We start from the raw sequence: 14,431 nt of genomic DNA, 5'->3' as shown, positions 1-14,431 counted from the left end.
TCTCAAAGGACAGAACCATGACGTTCAACGGGAACATCAGCAGGACCTTCATCGACTTCTTCATCGACCGCGGCCACGTCCCGACGACCGGGTCCACGCTCATCCCGCGGCTCGGTGATCCGGTGCTCTTCACCACCTCCGGCATGCATCCACTCACGCCGTACCTGGAAGGCGAACCTCATCCGCTGGGGCGCAGACTCACCGGCATCCAGCGATGCCTGCGCACCACGGATCTCGACGAGGTCGGGGACTCCACCCACCTGACCGTGTTCGAGATGCTCGGCTCGTGGTCGCTCGGGGACTACGGGAGCAGCCAGTCGCTGAGGTGGGGGTACGAGCTGCTCACCACCGGCTACGGCCTGGACCCGAAGCACCTGTACGTGACCGTCTTCGGCGGCGACGAGCAGGTGCCGCTGGACCAGGAATCGCTGCGTACCTGGCAGGAGCTCGGCCTGCCGATCGAGCTGACCACCGAGGACAACTGGTGGTCGAACGGCCCGACCGGCCCGTGCGGCCCGGACTCGGAGATCTTCGTCTGGACCGGCGACAGGGAGCCGGAGGGTACGCCGACCACCGACGACCGGTGGGTCGAGGTGTGGAACCACGTGATGATGCGGTACCGCCGCCTCGACGACGGCTCGCTCGAGGAACTGAAGCAGCAGAACATCGACACCGGTCTCGGGCTGGACCGGCTGACGATGCTGCTCGAGGGCAAGGACTCGGTGTACGAGACCTCGCTGTTCGAGCCGTGGATGCGGATCATCCCGCAGCTGTGGAAGCTCGACGAGCGATCTCAGCGGATCGTCATCGACCACCTGCGGTCCAGCATCGTGATCGTCGGCGACGGCGTGCACCCGTCGAACACCGGTCGCGGCTACGTGCTCCGCCGGTTGATCCGCAGATTGTTGACAATCCTCTGGCAGGACGACGAGTCCCGCTCGCTGTCCGACCTGCCGGTCGAGCTGTTCGAGCACACCCAGAACCACTTCCACCAGGGCGAGACGGTGACGCTGATCCGGCGGATCCTGATCGACGAGGAGATCCGGTTCGGGGACCTGCTCGACCGGGGCCGCAAGGTCCTCAGCCACGAGCGGTTCCACAAGTTGCTGGACGACACCGACTACGAGTACCTGCACGAGACCCACGGGCTGCCGCGGGAGTTGGTGGACTCGCTCAGATGACCGTGGCCGGCACGTCGTCGGTGCGGGGAGCGTCGGGAATCTCCGGAGACGCGACCTTCCCCACCGACGACTGGGCCACGAACGCGCCGACCAGGACGATCGCGCCACCGATGATCTGGTTGGTCCGCAGCATCTCGCCGAGCAGGATCAGCGCGAAGACACAGGCGGCGACCACCTCGACGTACGCGACGGCGCCCGCGATCGGCGCCGACAGCCGCTGCACCGCGGCCGCTCCGGCGAGGTACGCGACGACCGTACTGACGAGGATCAACCACGCGGCCATCACCCAGCCGGGCGCGTGCCGGTGGCCGATCGCGATCGTGTCCACGAGCACGTGCCACGGCGTGGTCCACGGCGCCGCGATCAACGTCAGGACGCCGGCACCGACCACGCTGCCGGCCGCCGTCATCACCAACGGATCGGCAGCCCCGGTGAGCTTGTCGATCAGGATGAAGTACGTCGCCTGACACGCGGCCGCGCCGAGCCCGGCGAGCAGACCGATCGCGTCGATCCGCAACCCGGACCAGATCTCGGCCACCGTCGCGAGCCCGACCACCGCGATGCTCACGCCGATCGCGGCCGATCGCGGTACGGCGACCTTCTGGCCGAACTTGAGCCACCCGACCACCAGCACCGGACCGGAGAACTCGAGCATCAGCGCGACGCCCACCGGCAGCCGGCTCGCGGCGACGAAGAACAGCGTCTGGCACCCGGCGATCCCGGTCAGGCCGTACAGCACCAGGGCCTTCCAGGACGCCCGCGCCGCGCGCAGACCGGCGCGGCCACGGAACACCAGGACCAGCGGAACGAGCACCGCGGCGGCCCCGAGGATCCGTAACCAGGCCGCCTGCTGCGGCGTGAGACCGGCTCCGATCAGCGCCTTCGCGAACGGGCCCGACCCGCCGAACGTGACCGCGGAGAAGACCGCGAACCCCAACCCCACCGACTTCGTGCTGTACATGGGCAAACGGTCTCACGCCCATTACAAGCCTGTCGAGTGAGATCTCACAGGACGTTCACCGCGCGCGCCGCGATGATGGCGATTGTCAACAATGAGATTGCCGACTGGATCCCCATCAGCACCTTGGTCCGGGCCGTCAGCGGCATCGTGTCGGTCGGGCTGAACGCGGTCGCGTTGGTGAACGCGACGTACAGGTAGTCGGTGAAGCCGGGCAGCCAGCCTTTCCAGCCGGCCAGGTCGACCGTCATCTGCGGGAACAGTAGGTCGGCGCGCTCCGCCTCCCGTTCGTGCTCGGGCGCCCGGGCGAACGGCCCGCCGCGGTCGATCTCCCAGTACCAGACCGCGAACGCGACCACGTTCGTCACCCAGATCAGCACCGCGCTCTTCACCAGCACCTTGGCCTCGTTCGCGTCGCCGTTGTTGAGGAAGAAGATCATCCCGGCCAGGTAGTACGCGTTCACCGCGACCAGGATCGAGACCAGCACGACCTCGACTTTTCGCAACCACGGCTCATCGCGGTGCAGATGAAGTGGGTTCATGTACACCAGCGGCAGCAGGAGAAGCCCACCGAGGACCGGCATCAGCCAGCGCGGCAGCGCGTTGATCTGTGGAGGGACCAGGACCTGCAGGGCGAGTACCGCGATGACGGCCAAGGAGGCCGGCCACCGTCGCGTGTGGCGCGTGCTTGGCGGCGGGACCTTCGTAGGCTTGTTCACTGCAGCATTCTCGCGCCGCCGGACAGCTATCCGACGGAGGCGTCGATGACGGCCTGTCCCACCTCGGTACGGCGGTAGTGCACCTGGTGACCGGTACGCCGCCGCGTCGCGAGCCCCGCGCCGGACAGCGCCGACAGGTGCTCGGCGACCGTGGCGAGGGCGAGGTGGTACTGCGCGGCGAGGTCGCTCGTGGTGGCCGGCGGATCGAGCGCGACGAGCAGGGTGGCGCGGGTCCGGCCGAGGAGGCGGGCCAGCGAATCCGGGGGAGCGGGCGCGTCGGACCACAGCCGCGCGGCGCCGCGGGCCGGGTAGACGAGCGTCGGGTGGTACGCCGGATCGACGACCATCACGAGGTACGGCCAGGCGAAGACGCCCGGTACGAGCAGCAGGCCCTGGCCGGACAGGTCGCGGTCCTCGGAGCGGTACCGCGTCGCGATCAGCTTGTCGTCCTCCCAGGCGAGGGTCGGATGCAGGTCGTCGAAGAGCCCGGCCAGGCCGCCGTCGGTCAGTTGCCGGCCGCGGTACGCGATGTCGTCCTCGAGTACGCGGCTGATCAACGGCCAGTCCGGTTCGACCAGGGCCTCCCACGCGCTCTCGATCTCGTCCGCGAGCCGTTCACGGGTGCCCGCGAGGTCCTCGAGCATCTTGTCGATCTGGGGTGCGGCCGGGTTCCTCAGGTCGTCGCGGGACTGGATGAGTTCCGCGCGGACCTTCTCCAGCGGCGTACTGCGAACCCGCGCGATCTCGGTCGCGAACTTCGCCCGGGACGCCTTCGGCGGCGGCGTCAGGAAGTCCGGTGTGAACCCGACCCGCGGTTGGACGGCTTTCAGTCCGCGCAGGTCCAGCTTGCCGGCCGCCTCCTGCTTGGCCGCAACCCAGTCCGCGTACAACTGCCGGTGCCGTGACCCGTTCAGGACCCGGACCGCCGACATCGTCTCCCACAGCTGCGAGGCGCCGAAGCGGCAGCGCAGCGTGTCGGCCTGCGTGAAGCGCAGTACCGTCATCGGACAGAACTTTCGGCCACAACCAAAACTCTACGCCCGCGGGCCGACTGTGCCACACGCTCGCTGCGTGAGGTCCTACCGTGCTGTACTCCGTGTCCCCGGCATGCGTTCCGTGTACGCCGCCCATACCGTCTCCATGCTCGGAACGGTCGGCGCGCAGGTCGCACTGTCGATCCTGATCTTCGAACGCACAGGTTCACCGTTGCTGTCGGCGCTGGTCCTGGTGTGTTCGTTCCTGCCGTACGCCGTGAGCGGCGTGCTGCTGTCGTCGATGACGGACCGGTTCCCCGCGCGCCGGGTGCTCGTGACGTGCGACGTGCTGAGTGCGACGTGCGTGCTGGCGATGTTGCTGCCGGGGATGCCGGTCGTGGGGCTGCTCGGGCTGCTGGTCGGCCTCGGGATGATCGCGCCGATCTTCGCCGGCGCCCGGGCCGCGAGCCTGGCGTACCTGTTGCCGGCGGAGCTGTTCCCGGTCGGCCGGTCGTTGCTTCGGGCAATCGGTCAGGCGGCGGTGCTGACCGGGTTCGCGCTCGGCGGGATCGCGGTCGCGGCGATCGGCGCGAAGTCCTTGCTGATCGTCGAAGTGCTGACATTCGGATTGTCGGCAATCCTCATCGGCACCGGGACGCCGTACACGCCGCCGGGGGAGCGCCGGCGGAACGCGGTCCGGGATTCGTGGGCCGGGCTGCAGTTGCTGTTCGGCAACGTCAAGCTCCGCAACCTGATCCTGCTGACCTGGGTGGCGCCGGCGTTCTCGTCCCTCCCGGACGGGCTCGCCGTCGCGTACACGGCGCAGGTCGGTACCGCGGCCGCGACCGCCGGTGCGTTGTTCACCGGGTACGCGGTCGGCAGCGTGCTCGGCGAGCTCGTCGTCGCGCGGTTCGCTCCGTCCACGCGGCGGCGGCTCGTCGTCCCGTTCCTGCTCACGAGTCAGCTGCCGATGGTCGCGTTCCTGTCCACGCCGCCGATCCCGGTGGCGGCTGTCCTGCTGGCGGTCTCCGGTGCCGGGTACGCGTTCAACCAGGGCGTCGATCCGTTGATCCTGAACGAGGTCGAACCGGCGTACCGCGGTCGATTGTTCACAATCCAAACGAGCGGGCTGATGGCGATCCAGGGCGTCAGCATCGCGCTCGGCGGCGTGGTCGGCTCGTTCCTCGCACCGAACCTCACGATCGCGCTGGCCGGTCTCCTCGGTACGGCGACCACGCTGCTGATCGCCCGTCAGGCACTCACCACGGAGCCACGTCGTCCAGCGACTCAGGCCCTCTGAACACACCGGTCGGTCCGTCGGCGGGGAGCGTCGCCAGTGCAACCGGTACGGCGGCGCCGTCCGCGACGGTCCGGGTGCCTCGCGGTACGGAGGCCTGCGTGTTCAGGTCCGTGGGGACGAGGCCGGGCGTCGCGGCGTTCACCTTGATGCCGTCTGCGCGCAGGGCGCTCGCATAGACGAGCGTGAGTGCGTTGAGGGCCGCCTTCGAGGAGCTGTACGCGAGCAGGCCTTGCGTTGCGAGGCGTCCGTCGAGTTCCGACAACAGGTTGACCGAGCCGAGGCCGCTGGACATGTTGACAATCCGCGCATTCGGCGAGCGGCGGAGCAGCGGTACGAACGCGTTGATCGTGGACACCACGCCGATGACGTTCACCTCGTACGCCGTCCGTACCTGCTCGGCGGTGATGTCGGCGACCGCCGTACCCCACTCGGCGACGATGCCGGCGTTGTTCACCAGTACGTCCAGCCGGCCGGAGTCGGCCTCGATCTGCTTCGCGGCGGCGGCGACCGAGTCGACGTCGGTGACGTCGAGCTGGACGAACCGCACATCACCGTCCAGCTCGGCCGCGGCCGCCGTACCCAGGGAGGTGTTGCGCGCGCCGAGGTAGACGGTGAACCCGCGGCTGGCGAGTTGCCGGACGATCTCGTGGCCGATGCCCTTGTTCGCGCCCGTGACCAGGGCGACTTCGTTCTGATTCATGCCACCAGTCCAGCGCGCCGGGCCGGCGTACACCAACACCGATCAGGTGGTCCGCCATACCCTGGAGGTATGCCGGAACCAGAGATCCGCGAGCTGCGCTACTTCCGTGCGGTCGCCGAGGAGCTGAACATCACCCGGGCGGCCGAGCGGCTGGGGATCGCCCAGCCGCCGTTGTCGCGGGCGATGAGGCAGCTCGAGCACCGGCTCGGCATCGACCTGTTCGACCGGTCGGGGACGCGGCTCGCGCTGACGACGGCGGGGGAGATGCTGTTCAAGGAGTCGGGGCCGGTGCTCGACGCGCTGGATTCGGCGGTACGGCGGACGCAGCGGGCGGGCACGTCCGCACGTGGGCTGATCGTGACGGCGAAACCCGGGGTCGCCACGGAGTTGCTGCACCGGATCGTCGGTGAGCTCGGAGGGGAGCTGCCCGGGGTGCAGGTGGTGGTGAGTGGATTCGGGGAGCAGGCGGACATGATCCGCGACGGGCGTGCGGATGTCGCACTCGTCAGCCGGCCGTTCGACGATCGCGGACTGGAAACCCAGGAGCTGTACGAGGAGCCGCGCGTAGCCGCGTTGCCGGCCGGGCATGAACTGGCCGCGCGGGAGGTGCTGCGGGCCGATGACCTGGCCGGGATTCCGGCGCCGCGGTGGAGCCGGTCTGAGGTTGCTGAGCGCAACTACTGGTCGGCGCGGCCGGACGACTCGGTGGACGGGCCGATCGTGCAGGACTCGTCACAGCTGCTCGAGGTGGTCGCGTTCGGGCAGGCGGTCGCGCTGGTCCCGCGGTCGATGGCCGAGCGCAACATCCGCCCGGACGTGGTCTACCGCCCGGTGGCTGACGTCGAGCCGTACCGAATGCTGGTGGTCTGGCCCGCCGGCAGTCGATCGGCCGCCCTCGCCAAGTTCGTCGAGGCCGCGGTCAGGCACTCGACCGAACCACCGGCCGCGCACTGACGGAGAGCCGGTCAGGCGCTGGAGCGGACTACCAGTGGGGCGGTGACCAGGCGGCCGGGTTCGTCGGGTTCGCCGGCGATCTCGTGCAATGCCCGGTCGAACAGACAGCCGGCGATGTCACCGAGCGGGATCCGGGCGGTGGTCAACGGAGTGTCGAGCATGCTCGCGAACGGGAAGTCGTTGAACCCGGTGACGGCGACGTCCCGACCGACCGCGATCCCGCGCCGCTGCAGCGTCCGCATCGCGACCACGGCGTACGCGTCGTTGTCCGCCACGAAGGCGTCCGGCAGTTCCGGGGCCTCCTGGACGTACGCCGCCACCGCCTCCAGTGACTCGAACGACTTCACGTCCGTCGACGGGAACTGCCGCACGAAGCCGTCCTGCCGCTGACGTACCCACGGCAGCGCGTTGTCGGTCGCCAGGTACACCGCCCGCTCGCGCCCCGTCGATTGTAGAAAGTCGGCAATCCCCGCCATCGACTTCGCGTTGTCCACGTCGACCCAGCACTGCCGCTGGTCCGCCGCCGTCTGCCCGAACGCGACGAACGGGAACCGCCGGCGGCTGAGGAACTCGATTCGCGGATCGTGCGGCATCGTCTCGAGCACGACGATCGCGTCGACCTGCCGCGCCGCGATCAGCTTCTCGTACAGGGCGATCTCGGTCGCGCCCTCGGTCGGTGTGGTCACGTGGACGCCGTACCCGGAGACGGCGGCCGCCTTCACCAGCCCGCCGAGCAGGCCGTGCAGGAACCCGCCGAGACCGGCGTCGTTGTCGTCGTCCTCGAAGTACAGCGGCAGGCCGATCACCTGGCTGCGTCCGGACGACAGTGCGCGGGCCGCGTGGTTCGGGATGTACCCGAGTTCCTCGATCGCGGCGCGCACGGTCTGTACGGTCGGCGGCGCGACCCGGTGCGGTGCGTTCAGGACGTTCGACACCGTCATCGCCGACACTCCGGCCAGCCGGGCGACGTCCGCGACCGTCGTCCGCCGCGGCTTCTGTGCAACCAAAGTCTATTCCCCCTAGTTCCGGACGATCCGGGCCACGCCGCCGACCGGTACGTCGATCACCCAGACGTCGGGCGCCGTCGTGGTCTCCCGGTACATCTCGAGGCCGGAGCAGTCCGACACTACGAGATCCACAGGCCCACCGGACGCACCTTCGACGTACAGCCGGCACCCGGCGCTTCCGTTCACCACAAGGGTGCAGGGGTCCTCTACCCGCACCACGGGGTCAGTGAACACGGCGACGACGGTTTCCGCCGTACCGACCGCACGCACCTGCGGGTAGCGCGCGTCCGGCCTCGACGGCAGCAGGACGCCATGCAGCAGGGCGTCGGCGTGGTCGCGCAGGAAGCCGAGCCAGTGCCGGACGAGGCGCTCGTGTTCCGCCGACAGCGCGTCCAGCTCCATCGACACCTGCACTGTGCTGAACAGCGCGCCGATGAACTGCTGTGCGACGTTCTCGACGGACGCCGACGGGTGCCACATCAGCATGTCCGAGTGAACCGCGCGGTCACCTGCCAACAGTCGACAATCTACAATCCGAACCCGATTCTCGACCGGGTCGAGCGCACAGTCGCCGGCCCGCAGGAACGTGCCGTACTGCCACAGCCGCGGATGCACGTAGTCCTGCCGGAACTCGATCAGCACGTCGGACCGCAGGTTGCGCAGCTCGTCGGTGACCGCCTGCAGGAACCGCTCGACCCCTTCGTCGACCGACTCGCAGTCGGTGCCCGGGCCTGCGGGACCGTGGTCCCGCGCCCAGGAGTCGATGAAGTCGAGCTTCAGCCCGTCGACACCCCAGTCCCGTACCGGACGGATGCAGCACTCCACCAGGTGTTCGCGGACCTCCGGGTAGCGCGGGTCGAGTACGGCGGTCACCTCGCCGTCGGCGAATCCGAGCGTACGGTCCTCGAACTGCTCCCACGCCTTCGAGTACACGCCGATCAACGGCGGCGCGAGCCACAGCACGTACCGCTGCCCGACGTCGTGCACCCGCCGTACATGGTCGGCCATGTCGGGGAAGGTCTCGCTTGTCGGCTCCCAGTCGCCGCAGTACGCGTATCCGCGCCGCGTGTCGTCCGTCTGCCACCCGTCGTCGACGATCACCGCCTTGGTCCCGTACGCCGTACCCGCCCGGGCGTGCCGCTCGACCGACGCGGCCGACACGTGCTGGTGGTCGCTGTACCAGGTCGAGTACATCGCTTCCCGAGCCACCTCAGGCACCGCGGCGACCCGCGAGCCCAACTCGTCCGCCCACTCGGCGGTGACAGCACGCAATGCGTCGGAGAAGTGCTGGGCTCTCAGATCGATCCGCAGGACAAAACCGTCGCCCTCGACATCGGTGACGGTGAGCTCGATCAGCTGCTCCGCCGTCTCCTCGTTCACGCCGACTGCGAAGTCGCACGCTCGTACGTTTGACGACAAGGAGATTGTCAACAATCCGCGGCTCTGCGCGTCGACCAGCGCCGCGACCGGGGCGGAGCGGACGGAGCGGACGTCGCGGTGCGAACCCCAGTCGGTGGGGAGGTTGCGGCGGGAATCCTGCGTCGCCTGCCACAACGTCACCGCGTCCTCCGCAGGCCACGTCCACCGGAGCGTCACGGGTCCGTCCGTGGCCACGTCGTAGCGCAGGACTCCGGGCTCGCCCCCAGCGCGCTCGGTCACCGTGCCGGGCCCGCTCAGGCTCGCCGTCCGGGCGGTCCGACCATCGGGAGAGCGGATCTCGAATGTCGTCACGAGCTGGACTATAGCGGTAAAACTCGCCGCTAAGAAGCTATTGACACAACTCGACCGGCTCTCTAATTTTACCGCTAATATCCGATTTTGCATTGTGCGAGGAGACCGCCTGTGCTGGCTGTCAGCTCCGATCTGGCGTACGTCGAGGACGCCTACACCTGGGCGCGGGACCGGGCCCTGGCGTGGGTCCAGACAGACGCCGCCCCGGGCAACCTGCCGTCCTACTGGGCCGGCTACCCGTCGCGGCCGATGTTCTACTCCCGCGACGTCTGCCACCAGGCGGCCGGCGCGCACCTGCTCGGCCTCGATGCGGAGAACTTCGCGATGTTCCGGCACTTCGCCCGGTCGGCGACCCCGGTCCGGAAGTGGTTCCCGATCTGGGCATTCCACTTCGACGGCCGGATCGCGGCCCTCGACTACCACTCCGACGAGCACTTCGTCCGGGAGATCCCCGCGGTGTTCGACCTGACCTACCGGGCGCTGGAACAGTACGACTGGACCGGCGACCGGCGCTGGATCGACGACCCCGACCTGGCCGCGTACTACCGGCACAGCGTCGGCGAGTTCGTCGCCGCGCACGACTCCGACGGCGACGGCATCCCCGAGGCCGCCGGAACCGCCGACATCTTCCTCGGTACGGCAACGTACAACGAACGCGAGGCGCCCCTGCTGAGAGCGGGTGACGGCCTCGCCGCGCAGTACGCAGCACTCCGCAAACTCGGCCGGCACGCGGAGGCCGAGAAGATCCAGGCCGGCTACGACGAGTGGTGGAACGGCGACCACTTCGCCCGCGGCATCACCAAGGACGGGCTCGACTTCGACTGGGGACTGGAGTCGCACACACTCGTCCCGCTGTTCGGGCTTAGTGGGAAGGGGGAGCGCAACGAGAAGTTCCTCGACTACCTCGAGGCACAGATGACCCAGCATCCGCCGCAGAACATCGAGTCGTTCAGCTACTGGCCGGAGTTCCTCTTCGACCACGGCCGGGACGAGTCGGCCTGGCGCTGGACGAAACACCTGATCGACAGCCGCGACGACTACCCGGAGATCTCGTTCACGGTCGTCGAGCACCTCGTCGCCGGTCTGCTCGGGCTGCGCCCGGACGCACCGAACGCCGCCCTGAGCATCACGTCCCACCTGCCCACCGAGGTCGGCAATCTGATTGTCGACAATCTGCCGATCGGTGCCTGGACCCTCCGGATCCAGCAAGAACGCAAGCACAGCACCGAAGTCACCGTGCACAGCGGACCGGGTCCGCTCACCGTGACGGTCGGCACCCAGACCCATTCGATCGCGCCCGGCAGCACCGCCCGGGTCGTCCACCCCAAGGACCGTTCATGAAGAAGCTCCTCCCCGCCGCGCTCGCCGTCCTGCTGGCCGCCGGCTGCGCGACCGGTAACGCGCCCGCGTCCAGCACCGCGAACAACCCGGCGAACGACAGCGCCGAGATCACCTTCTCGTTCTGGGGCACGAACTCCGAGGCGGCCTCGCTGAAGGCGATCGCCGCCGCCTTCGAGAAGGCCAACCCCGGGACCAAGGTGACCACGAACTGGATCCAGTCCGACTACGAGCAGAAGCTGCAGACGTCGATCGCGGCCGGTACCCAGTCGACCGTGATGGAGATCAGCAACACCAGCCTGGCCGGGTTCGCGCCGAGCTTCGCCGAACAGACCGTCGATCCGGGAAAGTACGTGCAGCCGAACATCTCGGGCGCGATGAAGTACCAGGACAAGTACTACGCGATGCCGTTCGCCGCGAAACCGAAGGTGATGGCGATCAACACCGACGCCTTCAAGGCCGCTGGCGTACCGTTGCCCAGCGCAACGACACCGCTGACGCTGGACGAGTTCAAGGCGATTGCCGCGAAGCTCTCGCACGGTGACGGGAAGGCCCGCGTGTACGGGTCCAGCAACCTCTGGTTCCGCGGCTGGCTGACCGCGGCCGGCGGCAGCTACTACAACTCCGACGCGACCGCGTGCACCTTCGGCGACCCGACCGGCGTGAAGACCGCGCAGTACGTCGTCGACATGCAGAAGAACCGGTACGCGCCGACGTCGACAGACATCCAGGGACAGGACCAGGCGCAGTGGTTCGCGGCCGGGCGGCTCGCCACGTTCAGCGACTTCGGGCCGTGGACGGTGGCCGACTTCGCCAAGATCAGCAAGCCCGGCTGGACGCTCGTCCCGGTTCCGGGCAAGGGGTTCCCGATGGAGGTCGACGGACTCGGCATCGCGAAGAACGCGAGCGGCAAGCAGCTCGAGACCGCGAAGAAGTTCGTCGAGTTCGCCAGCACGCAGCAGGTTGCGCAGGACCAGCTGATCCAGGGGAACACCGCGCTCGGCGTACCGATCATCGAGGCGTCCGCGCCGACCCTGGAGAAGGTACTGCCGGCCGACCGGAACCTGGCCGCGTTCACGACCGCGCTGAAGTCCGGCGTGGTGGACGTGTCGGTGCCGAAGGAGGCGCAGATCTCCGGTGACGCCGAGAAGGGTATGACCAGCTACACCGCGCTCGGCACCGGCAAGGACGACGTAGCCAAGGTGCTGCCGCAACTCGGCGAGAAGTGCACGCAGGCGTTGAAGAAGTGAATCCCACCGTCGGCTGGATCCGGAACCTGGCGTCGTCCTGGGGCGTGCCGAGCGCCCTGGTCCCGCTGGTCCCGTTCCTGCTCCTGCTGATCGCCCTGTACGCCGTCATCGGGCTGGCGGCGTACGGGGCGCGGCGGAGGTGGCCGCGGGCCGACAAGACGATCGCGTTCTGGCTGTTCGTGTCACCATGGCTGATCGGGTTCGGCCTGTTCACGGTCGGCCCGATGGCGTCCTCGATCTACGTCAGCCTGACCTCGTGGGACCTGATCACGCCGCCTCGATTTGTTGGCCTCGCCAACTACACCGAAGCCCTCCAGGACCCGAAGGTCGCACAGGCGCTGAAGGTGACCCTGCTCTACGCCGTGATCAGCGTGCCGCTTCAGACCGTGCTGGCGTTCCTCGTCGCCCTGCTGCTGAACACCGACCTACCGGGCATGCGGTTCTTCCGTACGGTCTGGTACCTCCCCAGCCTGGTCTCCGGCGTCGCGCAGATGGTGCTGTTCCTGTGGGTGTTCAACCCGCAGTACGGCCTGATGAACGATGTACTCGGCCGCTTCGGGATCGACGGGCCGGGCTGGTTCAACGATGCGTCGTGGGCACTGCCGACGGTGATCCTGATGAGCCTCTGGACGGTCGGCGGCGCGATGGTCATCTACCTGGCCGGGCTGAAGGACGTGCCGTCCAACCTGTACGAGGCGGCCGCGCTCGACGGCGCCGGGCCGGTACGCCAGTTCTGGCACGTGACGCTGCCGCAGATGTCGCCGATCATCCTGTTCAACGCACTGACCGGCATCATCGGCTCGCTGCAGATCTTCACCCAGGGCTTCATCGCGAAGGGCGGCCCGAAGGACTCGCTGCTGTTCTTCGTCTACTACCTGTACGACAACGCGTTCCAGAACTTCCGGATGGGGTACGCGTCCGCGCTCGCCTGGATCCTGTTCGTGGTGATCCTGGCACTGACCGCGGTCACCCTGCGCGGGAGCGCGTTCGCCGTCTACTACGAGACCGAGCTGTCGGGAAAACGGAGACGCCGATGACCGCGATCGCTGAACCCCTGGCGCTACGGGCTGACCGGCCGTTCTGGCGCCGCAACCTCGGCACGACGGTCGTCCTGTACGTCGTCCTCGCGCTGGGGTCGCTCGTCTTCGTGTACCCGTTCCTGTGGATGATCGCGACCTCGCTGCGTTCGCTCGCGGGCGTCGGCAGTTCGGGGGCGAGCGTCGTACCGCACGAGTTCCTGTGGGACAACTACGTGCGGGCGGTGACGTCGTTCCCGTTCTGGCGGTACGCGCTGAACTCCGTGCTGACCACGCTCGTCCCGATCATCGGCACGGTGTTCTCGTGTTCCTTGGCCGGGTTCGCGTTCGCCAGGCTGCATGTGCGGTTCGCGGGCGTGCTGTTCGCCGTCGTACTCGCGACGATGCTGCTGCCGGGGGAGGTGACGATGGTGCCGCAGTTCATGCTGTTCAACAACTTCGGCATGGTCGACACCCTGTACCCGCTGATCCTGCCGGCGTTCTTCGGGTCGCCGTTCTACATCTTCCTGTTCCGCCAGTTCTTCGCCCGGATGCCGGACGAGCTGGCCGACGCGGCGGTCGTCGACGGCTGCGGCTGGTTCAGGATGTTCCTGCTCGTCTACCTGCCACTGGCCCGCCCCGCGGTCGTCGCGGTCTCGATCCTGCTCTTCATGGGCTACTGGAACAACTTCCTCGGCCCGGCGATCTACATCAACTCCGACCAGTGGAAGACCCTCCCACTCGCCCTGGCCGGCTTCCAGTCCGTCAACGGCACCGACACCCCGTTGCTGATGGCAACGTCCGTACTGATCACGATCCCGTGCCTGCTGATCTTCTTCACCGCCCAGAAACAACTCACCAACGGCATCACCTTCACCGGCGGAAAGTGATCAGCTGCGGCGGTAGGACGGGAGGGCGTCGGCGAGGTTGGGATAGTGGGCGACGGGGCGGGTGTTGCGCATCAGGTCGGGGAGCCATTGGTCGGCGCCGGAGGTGCGTAGCCAGCCGCCGTGTTCGACGGCGAGGTCGTGGGCGTCGGCCAGTACTTCGAGTGCGGCGGCCTCCATCCTGGTGACGCGGCGGAGGTCGACGACGAGCCGCGGGAGCTTGGTGGTGATCACGTGCCGGAGTTCCTCGGCGAGCGTGGTCAGCGTACCGACGTCGATCGCACCAGCGACGCGGACGATCGCGCAGTCACCGACCGCGCTCCAGCTGCAGACGAAAGGCCCGCTCACGGCCGCCGGCGTGCGGACGGAACGGGCCACCTGTGGTTTCGGGATAGCCGTCATGCCGGACAAGTACC

14 protein-coding genes are annotated in these 14,431 nt (G+C 68.3%); 7 read left to right on the top strand and 7 right to left on the bottom strand.

Annotated elements, in window-relative coordinates:
* Positions 1-17: 17 nt before the first annotated feature.
* Entirely contained in the window at positions 18-1,181 is a 1,164-nt protein-coding gene (locus tag ACZ5BU_RS14465; protein ID WP_465698941.1) for an alanine--tRNA ligase-related protein, read from the top strand.
* On the opposite strand, the gene ACZ5BU_RS14460 is transcribed toward ACZ5BU_RS14465, so the two are convergent.
* The 3 genes from ACZ5BU_RS14460 to ACZ5BU_RS14450 form a co-directional block, all read right to left on the bottom strand.
* Positions 1,174-2,142 carry an EamA family transporter gene (locus ACZ5BU_RS14460; RefSeq protein WP_465698939.1) on the bottom strand — a complete coding sequence of 323 codons (969 nt, stop codon included), beginning with the start codon at positions 2,140-2,142 and terminating at the stop codon, positions 1,174-1,176. The genes ACZ5BU_RS14465 and ACZ5BU_RS14460 overlap by 8 nt on opposite strands.
* A gap of 44 nt (positions 2,143-2,186) precedes the next feature.
* Positions 2,187-2,795, bottom strand: a complete 609-nt coding sequence (locus tag ACZ5BU_RS14455; RefSeq protein ID WP_465698937.1) for a hypothetical protein — start codon at positions 2,793-2,795, stop codon at positions 2,187-2,189.
* A gap of 89 nt (positions 2,796-2,884) precedes the next feature.
* Positions 2,885-3,862, bottom strand: coding sequence for an ArsR/SmtB family transcription factor (locus ACZ5BU_RS14450; RefSeq protein ID WP_465698935.1), 978 nt, complete (start codon positions 3,860-3,862; stop codon positions 2,885-2,887).
* Positions 3,863-3,929: 67 nt separating this feature from the next.
* Between ACZ5BU_RS14450 and ACZ5BU_RS14445 the strand changes: the two genes are divergently transcribed.
* Positions 3,930-5,132: an MFS transporter gene (locus ACZ5BU_RS14445; RefSeq protein WP_465698933.1), complete on the top strand. Its 1,203-nt coding sequence runs from the start codon at positions 3,930-3,932 to the stop codon at positions 5,130-5,132.
* Here the strand turns inward: ACZ5BU_RS14445 and ACZ5BU_RS14440 are convergent.
* A complete protein-coding gene (locus tag ACZ5BU_RS14440; protein WP_465698931.1) occupies positions 5,092-5,832 on the bottom strand; it encodes an SDR family oxidoreductase in 741 nt (246 codons plus the stop codon). The two genes, ACZ5BU_RS14445 and ACZ5BU_RS14440, sit on opposite strands and share 41 nt — an antisense overlap.
* Before the next feature lie 69 nt (positions 5,833-5,901).
* Here ACZ5BU_RS14440 and ACZ5BU_RS14435 point away from each other — a divergent pair, with 69 nt between their 5' ends.
* Positions 5,902-6,786 carry a LysR family transcriptional regulator gene (locus tag ACZ5BU_RS14435; protein ID WP_465698929.1) on the top strand — a complete coding sequence of 295 codons (885 nt, stop codon included), beginning with the start codon at positions 5,902-5,904 and terminating at the stop codon, positions 6,784-6,786.
* Between the two features lie 11 nt (positions 6,787-6,797).
* On the opposite strand, the gene ACZ5BU_RS14430 is transcribed toward ACZ5BU_RS14435, so the two are convergent.
* Together ACZ5BU_RS14430 and ACZ5BU_RS14425 are read right to left on the bottom strand one after the other, a co-directional pair.
* On the bottom strand, positions 6,798-7,793 hold the full coding sequence (locus ACZ5BU_RS14430) for a LacI family DNA-binding transcriptional regulator (protein WP_465698927.1): 996 nt from the start codon (positions 7,791-7,793) through the stop codon (positions 6,798-6,800).
* Between the two features lie 12 nt (positions 7,794-7,805).
* A complete protein-coding gene (locus ACZ5BU_RS14425) occupies positions 7,806-9,524 on the bottom strand; it encodes a glycoside hydrolase family 36 protein (protein WP_465698925.1) in 1,719 nt (572 codons plus the stop codon).
* A gap of 111 nt (positions 9,525-9,635) precedes the next feature.
* Between ACZ5BU_RS14425 and ACZ5BU_RS14420 the strand changes: the two genes are divergently transcribed.
* The 4 genes from ACZ5BU_RS14420 to ACZ5BU_RS14405 are packed head-to-tail and all read left to right on the top strand — an operon-like array spanning position 9,636 to position 14,018.
* Complete coding sequence (locus ACZ5BU_RS14420; RefSeq protein WP_465698923.1) at positions 9,636-10,865, top strand: hypothetical protein; 1,230 nt, start codon at positions 9,636-9,638, stop codon at positions 10,863-10,865.
* A complete protein-coding gene (locus tag ACZ5BU_RS14415; RefSeq protein ID WP_465698921.1) occupies positions 10,862-12,112 on the top strand; it encodes an extracellular solute-binding protein in 1,251 nt (416 codons plus the stop codon). Before ACZ5BU_RS14420 ends, ACZ5BU_RS14415 begins: the two co-directional genes overlap by 4 nt.
* A complete protein-coding gene (locus ACZ5BU_RS14410; protein WP_465698919.1) occupies positions 12,109-13,149 on the top strand; it encodes a carbohydrate ABC transporter permease in 1,041 nt (346 codons plus the stop codon). Before ACZ5BU_RS14415 ends, ACZ5BU_RS14410 begins: the two co-directional genes overlap by 4 nt.
* The gene (locus tag ACZ5BU_RS14405; RefSeq protein WP_465698917.1) at positions 13,146-14,018 is read left to right on the top strand and encodes a carbohydrate ABC transporter permease; all 873 of its coding nucleotides are present in this window, start codon (positions 13,146-13,148) and stop codon (positions 14,016-14,018) included. Before ACZ5BU_RS14410 ends, ACZ5BU_RS14405 begins: the two co-directional genes overlap by 4 nt.
* Here the strand turns inward: ACZ5BU_RS14405 and ACZ5BU_RS14400 are convergent, their stop codons facing one another.
* Positions 14,019-14,417 (bottom strand): STAS domain-containing protein, encoded by a 399-nt coding sequence (locus tag ACZ5BU_RS14400; protein ID WP_465698915.1) that lies wholly within the window; start codon positions 14,415-14,417, stop codon positions 14,019-14,021.
* Positions 14,418-14,431: the final 14 nt, after the last annotated feature.

The sequence above is a fragment of the Kribbella sp. NPDC031520 genome (assembly GCF_055580825.1).
Note: the sequence above shows the minus strand (reverse complement) of the source record. Positions and strands in the feature narration are given on the sequence as shown.